This window comes from Kocuria rosea subsp. polaris, assembly GCF_001483755.1.
Classification (GTDB): Bacteria; Actinomycetota; Actinomycetes; order Actinomycetales; family Micrococcaceae; genus Kocuria; species Kocuria cellulosilytica.
Genome location: NZ_LQBK01000033.1, coordinates 83,282 through 101,244, shown reverse-complemented (window position 1 = coordinate 101,244; position 17,963 = coordinate 83,282). Strand labels below are relative to the sequence as shown.

The following is a 17,963-nucleotide window of genomic DNA, read 5'->3' as shown; positions in this document are numbered from 1 at the left end:
GTCCGGAACACCGCTCCCCAGTCTAGGGAAGGTCGCCGCAGGCGCGCGGGAGGGAGCAGCGGCGGAGGAACGCGGCGGCGCCCTCCCGCGCCGCCCGCGACGTGAGGACGTCGACGTGGTCGCGCTCCGGCACCACGAGCAGCTCGGTGGAGGCCCGCCCCGGGGCACGGAGCCGGGCCATCGCCGCCGGGTCCGCCCAGGGGTCACGGCCGCCGGCGAACAGCAGCAGGGGCTGGGCGGGCACCCCGGCCGCCGGGGCGAAGGGCTCGGCCCCGGTCTGCCGCGCGAACGCGGACCAGCGCTCGGCGCGCCCGCGGTCGCCCGCGTCGCCGGTCGCGGCGAGGGCGGCCGCGAGCTCGCGCGCGGACGGGTCCACCGCGCCGTCGTGGGCGAGGGCGCGCCCGAGCTCCGGGAGCCGGTCCACCGGGCCGAGACCGCCCAGCACCAGGGCGCCGATCCCCGGGCTGCGGGCGGCCGCCGACCACGCCAGCTGGGCACCCAGGGAGTAGCCCACCAGGGGCACGGGGCGGGCGGCGTCCAGCCCGCGGACGAGCTCGCCGATCCGGTCGACGAGCCCGGTGCGCGTGGTGCCCGGCGGCGCGGGCAGGGCGTTCCGCCCGTGTCCGGGCAGGTCAACCCCGAGGGCACGGAAGCCCGCGCGCCCGAGGGCGCGCACCCAGCCGGTGCGCACCCATCCCGAGCACGCCGAGGCGGCGAGCCCGTGGATCAGCACCACGGGCTCGCCGCCGGGGTCCCCGCCGAGCTCCAGGAGCTCCATGGAGCCGGTCGCCCGGATCCGGAGACGGTCCTCAGCTCCTGCCGGAGGCCGTGCGGGAGTCCCGGTCCGCGTCCTGGCCGGAGCTCTCGTCGGAGCTCTTGTCGGAGCTCTTGTCGGAGTCGCCGGAGGAGTAGTCGAGGTGCTCGTGCTCCAGGCGCAGCTTGCGGCCCTGGTCGACGAGCTTCTCCTCCTTCTTCTCCTTCTTGTCGACCTGCCGGGTGTCGCGCGGCGGGAGCTGGATGGTCTCCTCGGCCTTGATCCCGCCCTGCAGCTGGCGGCCGCGCTCGACCTCGGCGTCGATCTCCGCGCCCAGCAGGAGCACGTTGTTGATGATCCACAGGCCGAGCAGCAGGATGATGACGGAGCCGATGATGCCGTAGGTCGCGTTGTAGGTGGCGAAGTTGATCACGTACCAGGTGAACGCCGCGGCCGCCAGGGCCGCCACCAGCAGCGCGACGATCGAGCCCATGCTGATCCAGCGGAACTTCGGCTGCTGCACGTTGGGGGTGAAGTAGTAGAGCACCGCGATGAGCACGATCGCGAAGGCCACGACGACCGGCCACTTGGCGATGTTCCACACCGTCACGGCCGTGCTGCCGAGGCCCACGAGGTCGCCCACCCACTGGGCGATGCCGCCGGACAGCAGCACCATGAGCATGATCAGGACCACGATGAGGACCAGCATCAGCGTCACGAGGATGTTCATCGGCCGGAGCTTCCAGACGGGCCGGCCCTCCTCGACCTCGTAGATGCGGTTCATGGCGCGGCCGAAGGCCCCCGTGTAGCCGGAGGCGGTCCACAGGGCGCCGAGCAGACCGGTGAACAGTGCGAGCCCGGCGCCCGTGCTGGTGGTGAGGTTGTTGATGGGGCCCTCGAGCAGGGTCACGAGCTCGGCCGGTGCGTACTGACCGAGGAAGTCCGTGATCGCCCGGGTGGTGGCCTCTCCCTGGCCGAACACGCCGAGCAGGGAGACGATGGCCAGCAGCGCCGGGAAGAGGGAGAGCACCGCGAAGTACGTCAGCGACGCGGCGAGGTCGGTGCAGTCGTCCTTGGAGAACTCGGAGGCCGCGCGCTTGAAGACGTAGCCCCACGAGGGCTTGCTGATCTCGGTGGGGCTGTCCGGCTTGCGGGAGTCCTCGGGCTCCGGGGCGGTGCGCTCCTTGGAGCGGCTGTCCTGGGTGGTGTCCTGGGCCATGCTGCGTCCTTCGCGGTCGGCCGCCGGGTGCGGTGCGCGGACCCCGGCCGGCGGCGGCGTGTGGGGGATGTCTCGTGCATCAGTGTACTGACGATCATGCCGGTGGGCGACAATGGACGAGGTGGGCCGCCGGTCCGCCGCACAGTCCAGCACACCAGGAGGCCCTCCGTGCCCACCACCCGGCGCACCGTCTCGGCGGAGGTCGCCTTCGCGGCAGAGACCGACCACCTGGCGGTGCTCTCCGTCGCGGCCGCCCGCGCCGGCGGCGGCCGTCCCGCCGAGCGGCTGAGCCTGCGCGTCGACGGGGTCGAGGCCGAGCTGGAGGAGGCGGAGGACCTGCACGGCACCCGGCTGCACCTGGCCCGGGTGCCGGGCGGCACGCAGTGCACGGTGTCCTACGCCCTGGAGCTGGACGGCGGCGCGGGCTCCCCGCCGCCGGCGGAGAGCGTGGACTTCGTCCGCTACACCCGCCCGAGCCGGTTCTGCCCGTTCGACGAGATGGCCGGCACCGCGGACGCCCTCTTCCCCGGGGCCCGGGGCGGCGGCTACGGGACGCTCCAGCGGGTGCGGGACTGGGTGCACGAGCACCTGGACTACGTGGCCGGGTCCTCGACGGCCACCGACACCGCCGTGCACACCTTCCTCACCCGGCGGGGCGTCTGCCGGGACTACGCGCACCTGCTCATCACCCTGCTCCGGGGTCTCGGGGTCCCGGCGCGGCTCGTGTCGGTCTACGCGCCGGGGCTGTCCCCCATGGACTTCCACGCGGTGGTCGAGGCGTGGCACGACGGGACCTGGTACGTCCTCGACGCCACGGGCCTCGCGCCGCGCACGGAGTTCGTGCGCATCGCCACGGGCGCGGACGCGTCCGAGACGGCGTTCCTGACCACCCTCGGGGGCGAGATCACCCTGGGGGAGATGCGGGTGTCCGCGGAGTCCTCCGCGCCCGGGACCGAGGACCCGGAGGCCAGGGTCGTGCTCCCGCTGCCGGGCGGCCGAGGGCCCGGCGTCACAGGTCGTTGACGGCGTCCCGCAGGCGGTCGGCGAGACGGGTGAGGATGCGCAGCTCCTCCGGGTCCAGGCCCGCGGACATCAGCTCGTGCACGTGCACCCGGAACTGCTCGGCGATCTGCACCTGCATCTGCCGGCCCCGGTCGGTCAGCCGGATGCGCAGCCCCCGCAGGTCCTGCGGGTCCTGCCAGCGGTGCACCAGCCCCTTGAGCTCGAGGCGCTCGAGCATCCGGCTGAGGCTGGACTGGGTGAGCAGCACGTACTCGTTGAGCTCGTTGAGGCGCATGCCGGCCTCGTCGGAGCGGGAGAGGTTGAACAGGACGTCGTACTCGCGGGCGGACAGCTCCGCGAACTCGGGTTGGCGCTGGAGGCGCCGCATGACCGTCACCTGGGCCCTGAAGAGGGCCTCCCAGGCGTCGGCGCTGTTCTGCACACGATCTGTTTCTCTGCGGGGCACACGTTAATGCTACGACCCGGTTACATCGGCGTCCGGCGCCCCGGTGTCCCCCCTTTCGGGGGACGCTGCGCCGGTCTGCCGGGGGCGCCGGCCGCGGGAGGAGACCCATTGCCGGTGTGACCTGCGGGAATGATAGCGCGCGGCGCTCCCCTGCGCAGCCGGGGCCGAGGCGGCCGCAGGTATTTTCTATTGCAAACGTCCACGAAAGAGCGCACGGTGACCGGTGTCACGCTCCGCGCTGCGGACGAGCCGCTCCCGCCCCGGACCCGGTCAGCGCCGCGATCCGCTCCTCCCGGCGACGGTGCCTCGCCTCCTTGCGCGCCTCGACGAGCCGGTACAGCACCGGCACGAGCACCAGGGTCAGCAGGGTGGAGGAGATCAGCCCGCCGATCACCACCACGGCCAGCGGCTGGGAGATGAAGCTGCCCTGGCCCGTGATCCCCAGCGCCATGGGCGTCATCGCCAGGATGGTCGCCAGGGCCGTCATCACGATGGGGCGCAGCCGGCGGGTCGCCCCCTTCTCGATGGCCTCCTCGAGGACCATCCGGTGCCCGCCGCCCCGGTACTGGTTGATCAGGTCGATCAGCACCACCGCGTTGGTCACCACGATGCCCACGAGCATCAGCACCCCGACCAGCGACGCGAGGCCCAGCGGCACCCCGGAGGCCAGCAGCGCGAGGACCGCGCCCGTGGCGGCGAAGGGGATCGAGATCAGCAGGATCAGCGGCTGGACGAGCGACTTGAAGGTGGCCACCAGCACCACGTAGACGATCGCGATCGCGGCCAGCACGGCGAGCCCCAGCTGCCGGAACGTGGTCTCCTGCTCCGTGGCGGCCCCGCCCAGCTCGGCGGAGGCGCCCTGCGGCAGGTCGAGGTCCGCGAGCGCCTCCCGGACCTCGGCGCTGGTGGCGCCGAGGTCGTCGCCGGCGGGGGTGACGGCCACGGTGGCGGTGCGCTGGTCGTTGCTGGACGTGATGGTCTCGACCGTGAGCGCCTCCTCGACCTCGGCCAGCTCGTCGAGCCGGACGGACCCGCCCGCCGCCGGCACCGGCAGGGCCCGCAGCGCCCCGACGTCCTCGACGGCGCGGCCCTCGCCGATGGTCACGGCCACCGAGTCGGCGTCCAGGTCGATGGACCCGGCCGGGAGGGGGTTCACGGTGCCGGCGAGGGCCCCCGTGACCTGCTCCTCGCTCAGTCCGCGCGCGGCGGCGGCCGCCCGGTCGACGGTGACGACGACGGTGGGCTGGGTCGCGGCCAGGTTGCTCGTGACCTGCCCGGCGGAGCCGAGCTCGCGCATGGCCCGGACCACGGCCTCGTCGGCCTCCGCGAGCGTCGGCTGGTCCGTGCCGGTGACGGAGATCTCGACGTCGTTGCTGGTGAAGCCCTGGGCGCCCTGCACCGAGAACTCCCCGGCGCCGTCCAGCCGGTCCAGGCGCTCGCCGACGGTGCGGCGCAGCCGTTCCTGGTCCACCCCGGCGTCCGTCGTCACGGAGAACGTGGCGCTGTTGGTGCCGCTGCCGGGCAGGAACGCGGAGAAGCCGCTGCCGGGGCCCATGGTGACCTGCACGTCCTCGATGCCCTCGGTCCAGTCGAGCACCTCCTCGGTGCGGCTCGCCTGCTCGGAGGTCACCGCGAGCGCGGTGCCGGGCGGCAGGTCCTGCTCGATCGTCATGGTGTTCTGCCCCGTGTCCCCGAGCAGGTTGGTCGGCAGCACGGGCAGCAGGGCGGCCGTCCCGCCCAGGACCAGGACGCTCACCGCGAGGGTGGCCCACGGGTGGCGCTGCGTGCCGCGCAGGACCGGCAGGTAGCCCTGCGCCAGCCGCGTGGGCGCCCCGGCCGCGGTGCCGCTCGCGGTCGGGGCGGCCCAGGGGGCGGCGCGGTCCGCCGGCCGGCCGCGCCGGGCCAGCCGGGGGTCCCGCAGGAACCAGTACGCGAGGACGGGCACGATGGTCAGGGACACCACGAGCGAGGACAGCAGCGCGATGGTCGTGGTCAGCGCGAACGGGCGGAACAGCTCGCCGGTCACGTCGCCGACGAACGCGATGGGCACGAACACCGCCACCGTGATGAGGGTGGAGGCGGTGATCGCCCCCGCGACCTCGCGCACGGCGGTGAGGATGGCCCGGCGCTTCGCGTTCGCGGGGTCGGTGCGCAGGTCCACCGTCCCGTAGTGGCGCTTGATGTTCTCGATCACCACGATGGAGTCGTCCACGACCCGTCCCACGGACAGGGTGATCGCCGCCAGGGTCAGCAGGTTCAGCGAGTAGCCCAGGGCGTTGATCCCGATGAACGTGGCGAGCAGGGACAGGGGGATGGAGATCGCCGTGACCAGCGTGGAGCGCAGCGACGCGAGGAACACCAGGATGACGAGCACGGCGAACGCGAGCCCGAGCAGGCCCTCGACCGTGAGGTCCTCGATCGACTGCTCGATGTAGGGGGCCTGGTCGAAGACCGCGGTGATCTCGGCGCCGTTGCCGAGGTCCTCCTCGAGCTCCGGGATCATCTCCTCGACGGCCTGCGAGATCCCCACGGTGTCCCCGTCCGGGGTCTTGGTCACGGACAGGGCGAGGGTCGGCTCCCCGTTGGTGCGGGTGATCGAGGTCTGCTCCTGCTCGGTGAGCTCCACGGTGGCCACGGCGCCGACGGTGGTGGGCTCGGCGCCCTCGGGCGCGTCCTCCGGGAGGGGCAGCGGGACTCTCTCCACGGCCTCGAGGGAGTCGAGGGGGGAGCCGGCCTGGACGGGCAGGGTCGTGGCGCCGTCGTCCACGGTGCCCACGGGCACCAGGCCGCCGCTCTCCTCCAGGGCCGTGCGGATGTCGGCGGGCGTGGCGCCGGCCCGGGCGAGGTCCGCCCGGTCCGGCAGGATCGAGACCACCTGATCGGGGGCGCCGCTCACCTCGGCGGAGCGCACGCCCTCGATCTGCTGCAGGTCCGGGACCGTCAGCCGTTCCAGGTCGGCCGCGAGCGGGCTGAGCTCCTCGTCGGAGGAGACGGCCAGGAACACGATGGGGAAGTCCGCCACGGAGCCGGCGAACGCGGTGGGCTCGACGTCGTCGGGCAGCTGCGTGCGCACGTTGGAGATCGCCCGCTCCACCTGGTTCCGGGCCCGGTCCAGGTCGGTGCCGTACTCGAAGCCGAGCTGGATGTTGGAGAGCCCGCCGCGCGAGGTGGACGTCGAGCTCTCCAGGCCCTCCACGATGTTGAGCGCCCGCTCGAGGGGCCGGCCCACCTGCTCGTCGACGACCTCCGCGGACGCCCCGGGCATCGCCGAGACCACGCTGATGGCGGGGATCTCCAGGGACGGGATGAGCTCCTGCTTCATGGAGCGCATGCTGAGCACCCCGAAGAGGGCCACGAACAGCGTGATGAGCACGATCAGGGCTCGGTTGGCCATCGATGCGCGGGCGAGGAGAAACACTCGTGCTCCTAGAGGAGGGAAGGTCGAGGGCGTCCCGGCCGGGACCGGGGCGCACGGCCCCCAGGGTACCGCCGCCTACTGACAGGTCACCGGGGCACTGACAGGTCACCGGGGCTCCGGGGCCGGGCCGCCCGGGGCGCGGACGGCGACGGGGCCCGGACCGGCGACCGGTCCGGGCCCCGTCCCGCGGGCGCCCGGCCGGCCGGGGCCGTGCCGGGCGTCGCGGTGTCAGTTGATGCCGAGCACCTGAGCGGTGCGGCCCATGACCTCGTCCGCGAGCTGCGGGTTGTCGTTGAGCTTCACGCCGTAGGAGGGGATGAGCTCCTTGAGCCGCGGCTCCCACCCGGACATCCGCGCGGGGAAGGACTTCGCCAGGAGGTTGAGCATGATGGGCACCGCGGTCGAGGCGCCCGGGGAGGCGCCCAGCAGCCCGGCGATGGAGCCGTCCGCGGCGGCGATGAGCTCGGTGCCGAACTGCAGCACCCCGCCCTTGTGCTTGTCCCGCTTCATGACCTGCACGCGCTGCCCCGCCTCGACCAGCTCCCACTGCGAGCCGTCGGCGGTCGGGTAGAACTGCTGCAGCGCCTCGACCCGCTGGCCCTTGGTCTTGGCCAGCTCGCTCACCAGGTACTTCACCAGGTCCAGGTTGGCCAGGCCCGCGCGGGTCATCGGGTAGATGTTGTGCGGGCGCACGGACAGCGGCAGGTCGAGGAAGGAGCCCTGCTTCAGGAAGTTGGGCTTGAACCCGCCGTAGGGGCCGAACAGCAGCGCGCGCCGCCCGTGCTCGTAGCGGGTGTCCAGGTGCGGGACGGACATGGGCGGGGCGCCCACGGAGGCCTGGCCGTAGACCTTGGCGTTGTGCTGGGCGGCGACGTTCTCGTCGGAGTTGCGCAGCCACAGGCCGGAGACCGGGAACCCGCCGTAGCCCTTGGCCTCCCGGATGCCGGACTTCTGCAGCAGCGGCAGCGCGCCGCCCCCGGCCCCCACGAAGACGAACTTGGCGCGCACGAGCCGGTCGCCCTCGGTGTTGAGGCGGTTCTTGACCTTCGCGACCCAGGTGCCGTCGCCCTGGCGGTCGAGGTCCACGACCTGCTGGCCGTAGCGCACCTCTCCGCCCCGGGCCCGGAGGTGGGCGACCTGCTGCCGGGTCAGCTCCCCGAAGTCGACGTCGGTGCCCTCGGGGGACCAGGACGCCGCGACGCGCCCGGCGCCGCGGCCGTGCATGGTCAGCGGCGCCCACTCGGCGATCTTCTCGCGGTCCTCGGTGTACTCCATGCGCTCGAAGAGCTTGTTCGGCTGGAGCGCCTCCCAGCGGCGGCGCAGGTAGTCGCTGTGGGCGTCGCCGAAGACGAGGGACATGTGCGGCACCGGGTTGATGAAGGTGCCGGGCTCCTGGAGCTTGCCCTCGGCCACGAGGGAGGCCCAGAACTGGCGGGAGAGCTGGAACTGCTCGTTGATGCCGAGCGACTTCTCGGGGCTCACCGAGCCGTCGGCGGCCTGGGGGGCGTAGTTGAGCTCGCAGAGCGCGGAGTGGCCGGTGCCGGCGTTGTTCCAGACGTTGGAGCTCTCCGCGCCGACCTGGTCGAGGCGCTCCAGCATCGTGATGTCCCACTGCGGCTCGAGCTCCTTGAGGAACACGCCGAGGGTGGCGCTCATGATGCCTCCGCCGATCAGGAGGACGTCGGTCGATTCCGTTGTCTGAGGTGATGTCACAGTCGATGCTCCCGTTGAACGCCCGGCGCCGTGCCGGTGAATGGTCGGGATCAGACTATCGCCACGCCCGGACGAACCCCGAATGCGGCCGGGGTGCCGGGTCGCGAGCTCAGCCGGCGGTGTCGAGCCGGACCCGGTTGAAGGCCTCGTAGCCGGTCGAGCTCAGGGGGAAGGACGTCACGGAGTCGCCGACGGCGACCGCCGAGATGGGGTGGGCCAGCGGGACGGCGGGCAGCAGGCGGGAGATCCGGTTGTTGAGGGAGGAGTACGCGCTCGCCCGGTCCTCGCCGTCGGGCAGGGACGGCGCGCGGTTGACCGCGCGGAACAGGGACGCGGCGTCCACCCCGAACTCGCCGCGGGGAGCGCCGAACAGCGCGGCCATGAAGTAGTCCGGGTCGCGGTAGCCGCCGTTGAGCCCCAGCAGGTGCAGGGCGTGGTCGCCGTCCGGGTCCTGGACCTGCGCCACGTAGCCGTCCGACCACTCCACCGGGACTGGCTCGACCACGAACCCCGCCCGGACGAGCTGGGCCGCGATGTCGGCGTAGATCTTCTCGGGCTCCTGCATGTACGTGCGGGAGGTGTTGCGCGGATAGTAGAACCGCAGCGGCTCACCGGCGTAGGACGAGGCCTCCAGCAGCTCCTGCGCCCGCTGCGGGTTGTAGGACGGGACCTGGAGGTCGGTCCCGTCCATCGCGAAGCGGGCGGGCAGGAACTGGTCGGCCACCCGGGTGCCGTCGGGGTAGTGCTCGCGCACGATCGCACCGCGGTCCACGGCGGCGGCGATGGCGGCCCGCACGTCCGGGTCGTCCAGGGGCGCCACGTCCTGGTTGATGCCGAGGTAGGACACCGAGTACGGGTCGCGCTGGAGCACCTGCACGCCCTCGCGGGCGAGCGGGGCGAAGGAGTCCAGGCCCACCTGGTCGTAGCCGTCCACCTGGCCCAGGCGCAGCGCCACGTAGCGCAGCTCGGGCTCGGGGATCGTGCGGAACTCGAGCCGGCCGATGTCCCCGAGCCGGCCCCAGTAGTCGGGGTTCGCGCTGAGCACCACGTTGGTCCCGTCCCCCGACTCGTACCGGAACGGGCCGGTGCCCACGGGGTGGGTCTCGTGCGTGCCGGCCGCCAGGGCCGCAGGGGACGCGATCCCGAACGCCGGCTGCGTCAGCGCCCGGAGCAGGGGGGTGTGCGGCGCCGTCAGCGAGAGCTCCACCGAGGAGGCCGAGGTCGCCGCGCACCCCGCGTAGCGGGACGGGGTCCCGGGGGCCGCGGTGCGGAAGACGGTGGCGAACGGGGTCCGCGCCCCGTCGGCGGCGAGGGCCTCCCAGCGCTCGAAGTTCGCGCACACCGCCTCCGCGTCGAGCTCGGTGCCGTCGTGGAAGCGGACGTCCTCGCGGAGGGCGAAGGTGTAGGAGAGCCCGTCCTCGGCGCGCTTCCACGACCTGGCGAGGGCCGGCACCGCCTCTCCCGTGGAGGGGTCGGCGGAGACGAGCCCCTCCAGCATCTGGGCCCCGATCCGGGAGGTCTCCAGGATGTTGACCGTGGCCGGGTCCAGGGTGGGCGCGGCGGCGGCGTTGGCGAAGACGAACTCCGCGCTCGGCACGGGGCGGGAGGCGGCCGGGGCGCCGGGTGCGCCGCCGTCCCCCGGAGCGCACCCCCCGACGGCGAGGAGCCCCGCGACGAGCGCGAGCGCTGCCGCGGTGCGGGGGGTTCGCCTGGGCGCCATGGGTCCTTCGCTGCCTCGCGGGTTCGGTCGTGGATGTCGTCGTGGATGTCGTCGTGGGCCGGTTCCGGGCGGGGCCCGGGGACCGTCGGGTGCGCGAGGCGGGACTCGAACCCGCACGCCGGTCAGGGCACAGGAACCTAAATCCTGCGTGTCTGCCAGTTCCACCACTCGCGCCGAGGGGCCCGTCCGGGCCCCTCGGCCATCCTAGCCTCAGCCCGCCAGGCCGAGGTCGCGGCGCAGCTTCGCCACGTGGCCCGTGGCGCGCACGTTGTACTGCGCGAGCTCCACGTCGCCGTCGGGGCCGACCACCACGGTGGAGCGGATCAGGCCCTCGTAGGTCTTCCCGTAGTTCTTCTTCTCGCCCCAGGCCCCGTAGGCCTCGGCGACCCGGTGGTCGGCGTCGGAGAGCAGGGGGAAGGGGAGGGACTCCTTCTCGGCGAACCGCGCCAGGGCCTCCGGCCCGTCGGGGGAGATGCCGAGCACGGTGAACCCGTCCACGGCGAAGCGCTCCAGGCTGTCCCGGAAGTCGCACGCCTGCGTGGTGCAGCCGGGGGTGGACGCCTTCGGGTAGAAGTAGACGACCACGCGCCGCCCGCGGTGGTCGGCGAGCGAGACGGTCCGGCCGTCGGCGTCGGGCAGGGCGAAGTCGGGGGCCTTCCGGCCCGGTTCGAGGCGTGCTGCCATGGGGGTGCTCCTCCGTCGTGTCGGTGCTGTGGTGCCGGCCGCGGCGCGGGTGCCGCGGGACGGCCGCGGACCACGAACACTACCGTCGCCCGCGCCGGGATCCCGCGCTCCGCCGGAGCCCGTTCCGGCCCCCGCGCGTTCACGCGCAGAGAAATGCTCATAAGTTTGCTTAGCATGGTGCTGTATTCGGGGTTCCGGGTCGGTAGACTGCTTTGCATGCCTTTCACCACTCAATGGCCGACCAACCGATTGCTCTCGACCGCGGCCCGGCTCGTGGAGCACGCGTGGAACGAGCGCCTGGCCACGCTCGGTGTGACCCACGCGGGCGTCATGGCCCTGGACGTGCTGAAGACGGCGGGGAGCATGACCCAGGCCCAGCTGGCGCACCGGGTCCGGGTGCAGGCCCAGACCATGGGCAAGACGCTGCACCGGCTCGAGCTGCACGGCCACGTCACCCGGTCCAAGAACGTCCGGGACCGCCGCAGCCACCTCGTCTCGATCACCCCGGAGGGCAAGCGCATCCTCGAGGCCGCCACCCAGCTCGAGGACGAGCTGGTGGACCACGGGCTGCTCACGGACGAGAACCTGCGCCGCACCCTGGCCGACATCATCACCACGCTCGGCGGCGCCCGCTGGAAGCTGCGGGTCCAGCCGGACGGGACGGTCACCGACGCCGGTTCCGCCGACGCGACCACTCCCGAGGAGTCGCGCGAGATCGCCGAGGCCGGCAGCCAGGAGGACGCCGTTCCCTGATCCGGCCGCACCACGGTCCCCGGGGCGGGGCCGGATCGCCGGCGGGGCCCATGGTCCCCGGCGAGAGCGCGCGCGGGGCCACGAGGTGGTGACCCCCGCGGGGAGCACCGGGGCACGTCGAGGACCCCGGTTTTTTCGTGCCCGTCGCCCGTGCCGCGGGCAGGGCGGGCGGCTCGCGGGACGCCGGGCGGTGAAGGGCGTGGCCCGGCGCAGCGGCCCACCTCCGGGGGAGGGGCGGGCCACCGGCCGGGGACGACGAAGGGCCCCACCGCGCTGCTGCGCGGTGGGGCCCTTCCATGGTGCGCCCCCTCGGACTCGAACCGAGAACCCATTGATTAAGAGTCAATTGCTCTGCCAATTGAGCTAGAGGCGCTGGTGGTGCGGCAAGAACAGTAGCACGTCCGCGGCCCGGGGGCCGAATCGCGCCGGTCGGCGTCCGCCATGTCCCGTCTCGCAACGAGAGAAGACTCTACCACCTCGGACCGGCTTGTCCATTCCGCGGGTCCTGCCCGTGCGACGGCCCCGGCGGCCGCCGCGTCTACCATGGCCGTCATGGCCTCCGCACCGACGTCCGCGCCGTCCACCCCGTCCGTCCCGCTCTCCGCGCTGCGCGTGGTCTCCCTCCCCGAGCAGGAGCTCGTGGACCACCTGAGCGCCCGTGTGCCGGGCTTCCGCTGCGTCCTCTGGGACATGGCCGGCGACCCGGTCGGGGCCCGCGCCGACGAGATCGACGTGGCGGTGGCCCCCGTCGCCGGTCCCTGGATCGAGGCCCTCCCGGCCGCGACGCGCCTGCGCCTCGTGCAGCTGCAGACCACAGGCTTCGACGGCGTGCCGGAGGCCGTCGGCCCCGGCCTCGCGATCTCGAGCGCGGGCTGGGTGCACGCGGCCGGCACCGCCGAGCTGGCCCTGGGCCTGATCCTCGCCGCCCAGCGTGAGCTCGACCGCGCCGTGCTGCAGCAGCACGACGGCGTCTGGCGCCGCTTCGCGACCCGCAGCCTGGCCGACAGCCGCGTCCTGGTGCTGGGCGTGGGCGAGATCGGCTCCGCCGTGGTCGACCGGCTGCTCCCCTTCGAGGTCGAGGTGACGCGCGTGGCCTCCCGGGCCCGCACCGACGAGCGCGGCCCCGTGCACGGGGCCGACGAGCTGCCCGGGCTGCTGCCGGACACGGACGTGCTCGTGCTGGCCCTGCCCGCGAGCCCGGCGACGGACGGGCTCGTCGACGCCCGCGTGCTGTCCCTGCTCCCCGACGACGCCCTGGTGGTCAACGTGGGCCGCGGCCGCGTGGTGGACACCCCCGCGCTCACCGAGGAGGTGGTGTCCGGGCGGCTCCGCTGCGCGCTGGACGTCGTCGAGCCCGAGCCCCTCCCCGGCGACCACCCGCTGTTCCGCGCCCCCGGGGCCGTCCTCACCCCGCACACCGGTGGTTCCTGCACCTCGTACCGCCCTCGCGTGCGGCGGCTGCTGCGGACCCAGCTCGAGCGGATCGCCGCGGGGGAGCGGCCCCTCTTCCTGCAGCAGGAGGGCCGGCTCGACGTCCCGGCGCCCGGGAACCGGTAGCCCGGACGTGCCGTGTCTCACATCGTGGGACACGGAGTCCGAAGATTGACACACTCGGGCGGGCGGCAGAGCATGGGAGCATGCAACTCAGCCACGGTGTCGTCCAGCTCACGGTACGCGTCCTCGTCGGACGCGGGGCCTGAGCCGACGACCGGTCGAGCGCACGGGCCCTGTCGCACCTCCCGGTGCCGCGAGGGCCCTTTTTCTTGCCCGGCGCCCACGGCGGAGCGACGTCCCCGCCGGAACAGAACCACCCAGACCAGAAGGACTGCTGACATGAGCAAGGGACAGCCGATCAGCCCAGCGCTGATGGCCACCAAGCGCGCGGAGACCGCCGCCGACCACCGGCCCCCCGGGGCCCCGGAGAAGTCCGTCCCCGCGGTCCCGTCCGTCATGGGCCCCAGCAACACGGTGGCTCCCACGGAGATGACCGGCTCCCAGGCCGTGATCCGGGCGCTCGAGGAGCTCGGCGTGACCGACGTCTTCGGCCTGCCCGGCGGCGCCATCCTGCCCACCTACGACCCGCTCATGGACACGGACAGGATCAACCACATCCTGGTCCGCCACGAGCAGGGCGCCGGGCACGCCGCCGAGGGCTACGCCCTCGCCTCGGGCCGCGTGGGCGTGTGCATCGCGACGTCCGGGCCCGGCGCCACGAATCTCGTCACCGCCCTCGCGGATGCGCACATGGACTCGATCCCCATGGTCGCGATCACCGGGCAGGTCTCGTCCAAGGTGATCGGCTCCGACGCCTTCCAGGAGGCGGACATCGTCGGGATGACGATGCCGGTGACCAAGCACTCCTACCTGGTGACCCACGCCGAGGACATCCCCCGCGTGCTCGCCGAGGCCTTCCACCTGGCCTCGACCGGCCGCCCCGGCCCGGTGCTGGTGGACATCGCCAAGGACGCGCAGCAGGACACCATGACGTTCTCCTGGCCGCCCCGGATGGACCTGCCCGGCTACCGGCCCGTGACCCGCGGGCACGCGAAGCAGATCCGGGAGGCCGCGAAGCTCATCGCGGCCGCCCAGCGGCCCGTGCTGTACGTGGGCGGCGGGACGATGCGCGCCGACGCGGCCGCCGAGCTCATGGAGCTGGCCGAGCTGACCGGCGCGCCCGTGGTGACCACGCTGACGGCACGGGGCGTGTTCCCGGACTCCCACGAGCAGAACCTCGGGATGCCCGGCATGCACGGCACCGTCCCGGCCGTGTACTCGATGCAGCAGGCCGACCTGCTCGTGACCCTCGGCGCGCGCTTCGACGACCGCGTCACCGGCCACCTGGAGACCTTCGCGCCCACGGCCAAGATCATCCACGCGGACATCGACCCCGCCGAGATCTCCAAGAACCGCACCGCCGACGTCCCGATCGTGGGCGACGTCAAGGAGATCCTGCCGGACCTCGTGGTCGCCGTGCGCCAGGAGTTCGAGCGCAGCGGCAGCCCCGACCTCTCCGCGTGGTGGACCGCGCTGAGCAGCCTGCAGGCGACCTATCCGCTGGGCTACCCCAAGCCGGCCGACGGCCTGGGCTCGCCGCAGCACGTGATCGAGCGGATCTCCGCCCTGACCGGGCCCGAGGCCGTCTACGTCTCCGGCGTGGGCCAGCACCAGATGTGGAGCTCGCACTTCGTGCAGTACGAGCGCCCCCGCCAGTGGCTGAACTCCGCCGGGCTGGGGACCATGGGCTTCGCCGTGCCGGCCGCGATGGGCGCCAAGGTCTCCCAGCCCGACCGCGTGGTCTGGGCGATCGACGGCGACGGCTGCTTCCAGATGACCAACCAGGAGCTCGCCACCTGCACGATCAACAAGATCCCGATCAAGGTGGCGGTCATCAACAACTCCTCGCTGGGCATGGTGCGCCAGTGGCAGACGCTGTTCTACGACGGCCGGTACTCCAACACCGACCTGAACACCGGCCACGACAGCATCATGGTGCCGGACTTCGTCAAGCTCGCCGACGCCTACGGGTGCGCCGCCCTGCGCTGCACCCGCGACGAGGACGTCGACGACGTCATCCGGCAGGCCCTCGAGATCAACGACCGCCCCGTGGTGATCGACTTCGTGGTCTCCGCGGACGCGATGGTGTGGCCGATGGTGCCCTCCGGCGTGTCCAACGACCAGATCCAGATCGCCCGCAACATGACCCCCGACTGGGACGAGGAGGACTGACCATGAGCCGACACACCCTCTCCGTGCTGGTCGAGGACAAGCCGGGCGTGCTGACCCGGGTGGCCGGACTGTTCGCGCGCCGCGCCTTCAACATCGACTCGCTCGCCGTGGGACCCACGGAGCTCGACGGCGTCTCCCGCATCACCGTGGTGGTGGACGCCGAGGGCGAGCTGCTCGAACAGGTCACCAAGCAGTTGAACAAGCTCATCAACGTCATCAAGATCGTCGAGCTGACCCCCGAGTCGTCGGTGCAGCGCGACCACATCATGGTCAAGGTCCGCGCCGACGCCGCAACCCGTCTGCAGGTCACCCAAGCCGCGGACCTGTTCCGGGCCACCGTTGTCGACGTCTCCACCGAGTCGCTCGTCATCGAGGCCACCGGCGCCCCGGAGAAGCTCCGGGCGCTGCTGGACATCCTGGAGCCGTTCGGCGTCCGGGAGATCGTCCGGGCCGGTACGCTGGCCCTCGGACGTGGTCCCAAGTCGATGAGCGACCGCGCCCTGCGCCACTGACGCCCCCGGGCGGCGGTGGACGCGGGCGCCCGACCCACAGACACCCCAACCACCTCGCGGCGGCGCAGCCGCCGCGCCCACCCATGCTTCAAGGAGACAATCCCATGGCAGAGATCTTCTACGACGACGACGCCGACCTCTCGATCATCCAGGACCGCTCCGTGGCCGTCATCGGCTACGGCTCCCAGGGCCACGCCCACGCGCTGAACCTGCGCGACTCCGGCGTGGACGTGCGCATCGGCCTCGCCGAGGGCTCGCGGTCCCGGGCCAAGGCCGAGGCCGAGGGCCTGCGGGTGCTCACCGTCGCGGACGCCGTCAAGGAAGCCGACGTCATCATGATCCTGACCCCCGACCAGGTCCAGCGCCACGTCTACGCCGAGTCCATCGCCCCGAACCTGGAGCAGGGCGACGCCCTGTTCTTCGCCCACGGCTTCAACATCCGCTTCGGCTACATCGAGGCCCCGGAGGGCGTCGACGTGGTCATGGTCGCCCCGAAGGGCCCGGGCCACACCGTGCGCCGCGAGTTCGAGGCCGGCCGTGCCGTGCCCGCCCTCGTGGCCGTGGAGAAGGACGCCTCCGGCAAGGCCCTCGAGCTGGGCCTGTCTTACGCCAAGGGCATCGGCGGCACCCGTGCGGGCGTCATCAAGACGACGTTCACCGAGGAGACCGAGTCGGACCTGTTCGGCGAGCAGGCGGTCCTGTGCGGCGGCATGTCGCACCTGGTCCAGTACGGCTTCGAGACGCTGACCGAGGCCGGCTACCAGCCCGAGATCGCCTACTTCGAGGTGCTGCACGAGCTCAAGCTCATCGTGGACCTCATGGTCGAGGGCGGCATCGCCAAGCAGCGCTGGTCCATCTCGGACACCGCCGAGTACGGCGACTACGTCTCCGGCCCCCGGGTGATCAGCCCCGCGGTCAAGGAGAACATGAAGGCCGTGCTGGCCGACATCCAGGACGGCACCTTCGCCAAGCGCTTCATCGAGGACCAGGACAACGGGGGCGCCGAGTTCAAGAAGCTGCGCGAGAAGGAGGAGTCCCACCCGATCGAGGTCACCGGCCGGGAGCTGCGCAAGCTCTTCGCGTGGACCTCCCCGGACGCCGACTACGTCGAGGGCACCGCCGCCCGCTGATCCGCGCCCGCCCCGCCGCCGCGAGCGGTGCCGGGACACCGGCCGAGGGGCCGCGACCGCACGGAATGCGCCGAGCACTCCGTGCGGACGCGGCCCCTCGCCGCGTCCGGGCCCTGCCCCGAGGGCGGAAGCGGCCGCCGCGCGCCCCGGGCGGTGACCGGGCTCAGCCCTGCCGCACGACCGGCACGCCCTCGGAGGGCTGGACGACGACGAAGCCCGGGCCGGAGAAGGCGAGCTGGAACGACTCGCCGGAGCCCCCGCGCAGCAGCGAGCCCATCGACAGGTCGTTCTGGATCCCGGGCACGAGGTTCGCCGACCACGCCACCGCGGCCTGCGGGTCCACGAACGTGGGCTGCCCGGAGCAGTCGAGGATCATGGGCGGGCCGTCCGAGCACAGGGCGAGCACGCCGTGGCCGGAGAGCTCCAGGTTGAACAGCCCGCCGGCCATCAGCCCCGCCCCGCCCACCCGCCGGATGTCCCAGGCCAGGGTGTCGTCGAAGGCCAGCAGGGACGCACTGCCGACACTGATGGCCTCGCCCTCGAGCAGGACGGTGAACACGTGGCGCGCCTGCCGGGCGAAGAACACCTCGCCCTCGCCCGAGACCCGCATCATGGGGGCGTCCTCGCTGGTCAGCACCTTCTTCATGAGCTTGCCGATGGAGCCGGCGCCCTCGTGCCGGAAGCTCATCCGGCCCTGGTAGGCGACCATGGCGCCCTTGGTGGCGACGACGTCGGGGCCCAGGCCCACGCGCAGCATCCGGTCGGACTGCCGTGTCCAGCGCTCCCGGCTCTGCTGCTCGAAGTGGTCCTGGGCGAAGAGCTCGCTGCGCACGGTGGCCTCCCGGGGTGCTCGGTGCTCGCTGTCC

General features: G+C 72.8%; 14 protein-coding genes and 2 tRNA genes. 6 read left to right on the top strand and 10 right to left on the bottom strand.

All coding sequences use genetic code 11. The features are described from left to right. Positions 1–22: 22 nt before the first annotated feature. A complete protein-coding gene (locus AVL61_RS12670) occupies positions 23–778 on the bottom strand; it encodes an alpha/beta fold hydrolase (RefSeq protein ID WP_058874681.1) in 756 nt (251 codons plus the stop codon). A gap of 31 nt (positions 779–809) precedes the next feature. Beyond that, positions 810–1,973 (bottom strand): YihY/virulence factor BrkB family protein, encoded by a 1,164-nt coding sequence (locus tag AVL61_RS12665; protein WP_058874680.1) that lies wholly within the window; start codon positions 1,971–1,973, stop codon positions 810–812. Between the two features lie 168 nt (positions 1,974–2,141). Here AVL61_RS12665 and AVL61_RS12660 point away from each other — a divergent pair, with 168 nt between their 5' ends. Further along, entirely contained in the window at positions 2,142–2,996 is an 855-nt protein-coding gene (locus AVL61_RS12660) for a transglutaminase-like domain-containing protein (protein WP_231738409.1), read from the top strand. On the opposite strand, the gene AVL61_RS12655 is transcribed toward AVL61_RS12660, so the two are convergent. From AVL61_RS12655 to bcp, 6 genes are all read right to left on the bottom strand, one after another. Continuing rightward, positions 2,983–3,417, bottom strand: coding sequence for a MarR family winged helix-turn-helix transcriptional regulator (locus AVL61_RS12655; RefSeq protein WP_058874679.1), 435 nt, complete (start codon positions 3,415–3,417; stop codon positions 2,983–2,985). The genes AVL61_RS12660 and AVL61_RS12655 overlap by 14 nt on opposite strands. A 250-nt stretch (positions 3,418–3,667) precedes the next feature. Beyond that, positions 3,668–6,859, bottom strand: a complete 3,192-nt coding sequence (locus tag AVL61_RS12650; RefSeq protein ID WP_058874678.1) for an efflux RND transporter permease subunit — start codon at positions 6,857–6,859, stop codon at positions 3,668–3,670. A 228-nt stretch (positions 6,860–7,087) separates the two neighbouring features. After that, positions 7,088–8,572, bottom strand: coding sequence for a malate:quinone oxidoreductase (locus AVL61_RS12645; protein WP_082697139.1), 1,485 nt, complete (start codon positions 8,570–8,572; stop codon positions 7,088–7,090). 109 nt (positions 8,573–8,681) lie between these two features. Continuing rightward, positions 8,682–10,292: an ABC transporter substrate-binding protein gene (locus AVL61_RS12640; protein WP_058874676.1), complete on the bottom strand. Its 1,611-nt coding sequence runs from the start codon at positions 10,290–10,292 to the stop codon at positions 8,682–8,684. Between the two features lie 90 nt (positions 10,293–10,382). Next, positions 10,383–10,466 (bottom strand) — tRNA-Leu (locus AVL61_RS12635). Between the two features lie 36 nt (positions 10,467–10,502). Next, entirely contained in the window at positions 10,503–10,976 is a 474-nt protein-coding gene (gene bcp / locus AVL61_RS12630) for a thioredoxin-dependent thiol peroxidase (protein ID WP_058874675.1), read from the bottom strand. Positions 10,977–11,192: 216 nt separating this feature from the next. Between bcp and AVL61_RS12625 the strand changes: the two genes are divergently transcribed. Further along, the gene (locus AVL61_RS12625) at positions 11,193–11,729 is read left to right on the top strand and encodes a MarR family winged helix-turn-helix transcriptional regulator (protein ID WP_058874674.1); all 537 of its coding nucleotides are present in this window, start codon (positions 11,193–11,195) and stop codon (positions 11,727–11,729) included. Positions 11,730–12,026: 297 nt separating this feature from the next. Here the strand turns inward: AVL61_RS12625 and AVL61_RS12620 are convergent. Next, positions 12,027–12,102, bottom strand: a tRNA-Lys gene (locus AVL61_RS12620). Positions 12,103–12,272: 170 nt separating this feature from the next. Here AVL61_RS12620 and AVL61_RS12615 point away from each other — a divergent pair. The 4 genes from AVL61_RS12615 to ilvC all read left to right on the top strand — a co-directional run bounded on the left by AVL61_RS12615 (position 12,273) and on the right by ilvC (position 17,097). Then, the gene (locus tag AVL61_RS12615; RefSeq protein ID WP_082697138.1) at positions 12,273–13,286 is read left to right on the top strand and encodes an NAD(P)-dependent oxidoreductase; all 1,014 of its coding nucleotides are present in this window, start codon (positions 12,273–12,275) and stop codon (positions 13,284–13,286) included. Between the two features lie 276 nt (positions 13,287–13,562). Next, positions 13,563–15,455, top strand: a complete 1,893-nt coding sequence (locus AVL61_RS12610; protein WP_058874673.1) for an acetolactate synthase large subunit — start codon at positions 13,563–13,565, stop codon at positions 15,453–15,455. Between the two features lie 2 nt (positions 15,456–15,457). Next, on the top strand, positions 15,458–15,967 hold the full coding sequence (gene ilvN, locus AVL61_RS12605) for an acetolactate synthase small subunit (protein ID WP_058874672.1): 510 nt from the start codon (positions 15,458–15,460) through the stop codon (positions 15,965–15,967). Between the two features lie 104 nt (positions 15,968–16,071). Beyond that, the gene (gene ilvC / locus AVL61_RS12600) at positions 16,072–17,097 is read left to right on the top strand and encodes a ketol-acid reductoisomerase (protein WP_058874671.1); all 1,026 of its coding nucleotides are present in this window, start codon (positions 16,072–16,074) and stop codon (positions 17,095–17,097) included. A gap of 163 nt (positions 17,098–17,260) precedes the next feature. On the opposite strand, the gene AVL61_RS12595 is transcribed toward ilvC, so the two are convergent. Then, a complete protein-coding gene (locus tag AVL61_RS12595) occupies positions 17,261–17,929 on the bottom strand; it encodes an AIM24 family protein (protein WP_058874670.1) in 669 nt (222 codons plus the stop codon). Between the last annotated feature and the right edge of the window lie 34 nt (positions 17,930–17,963).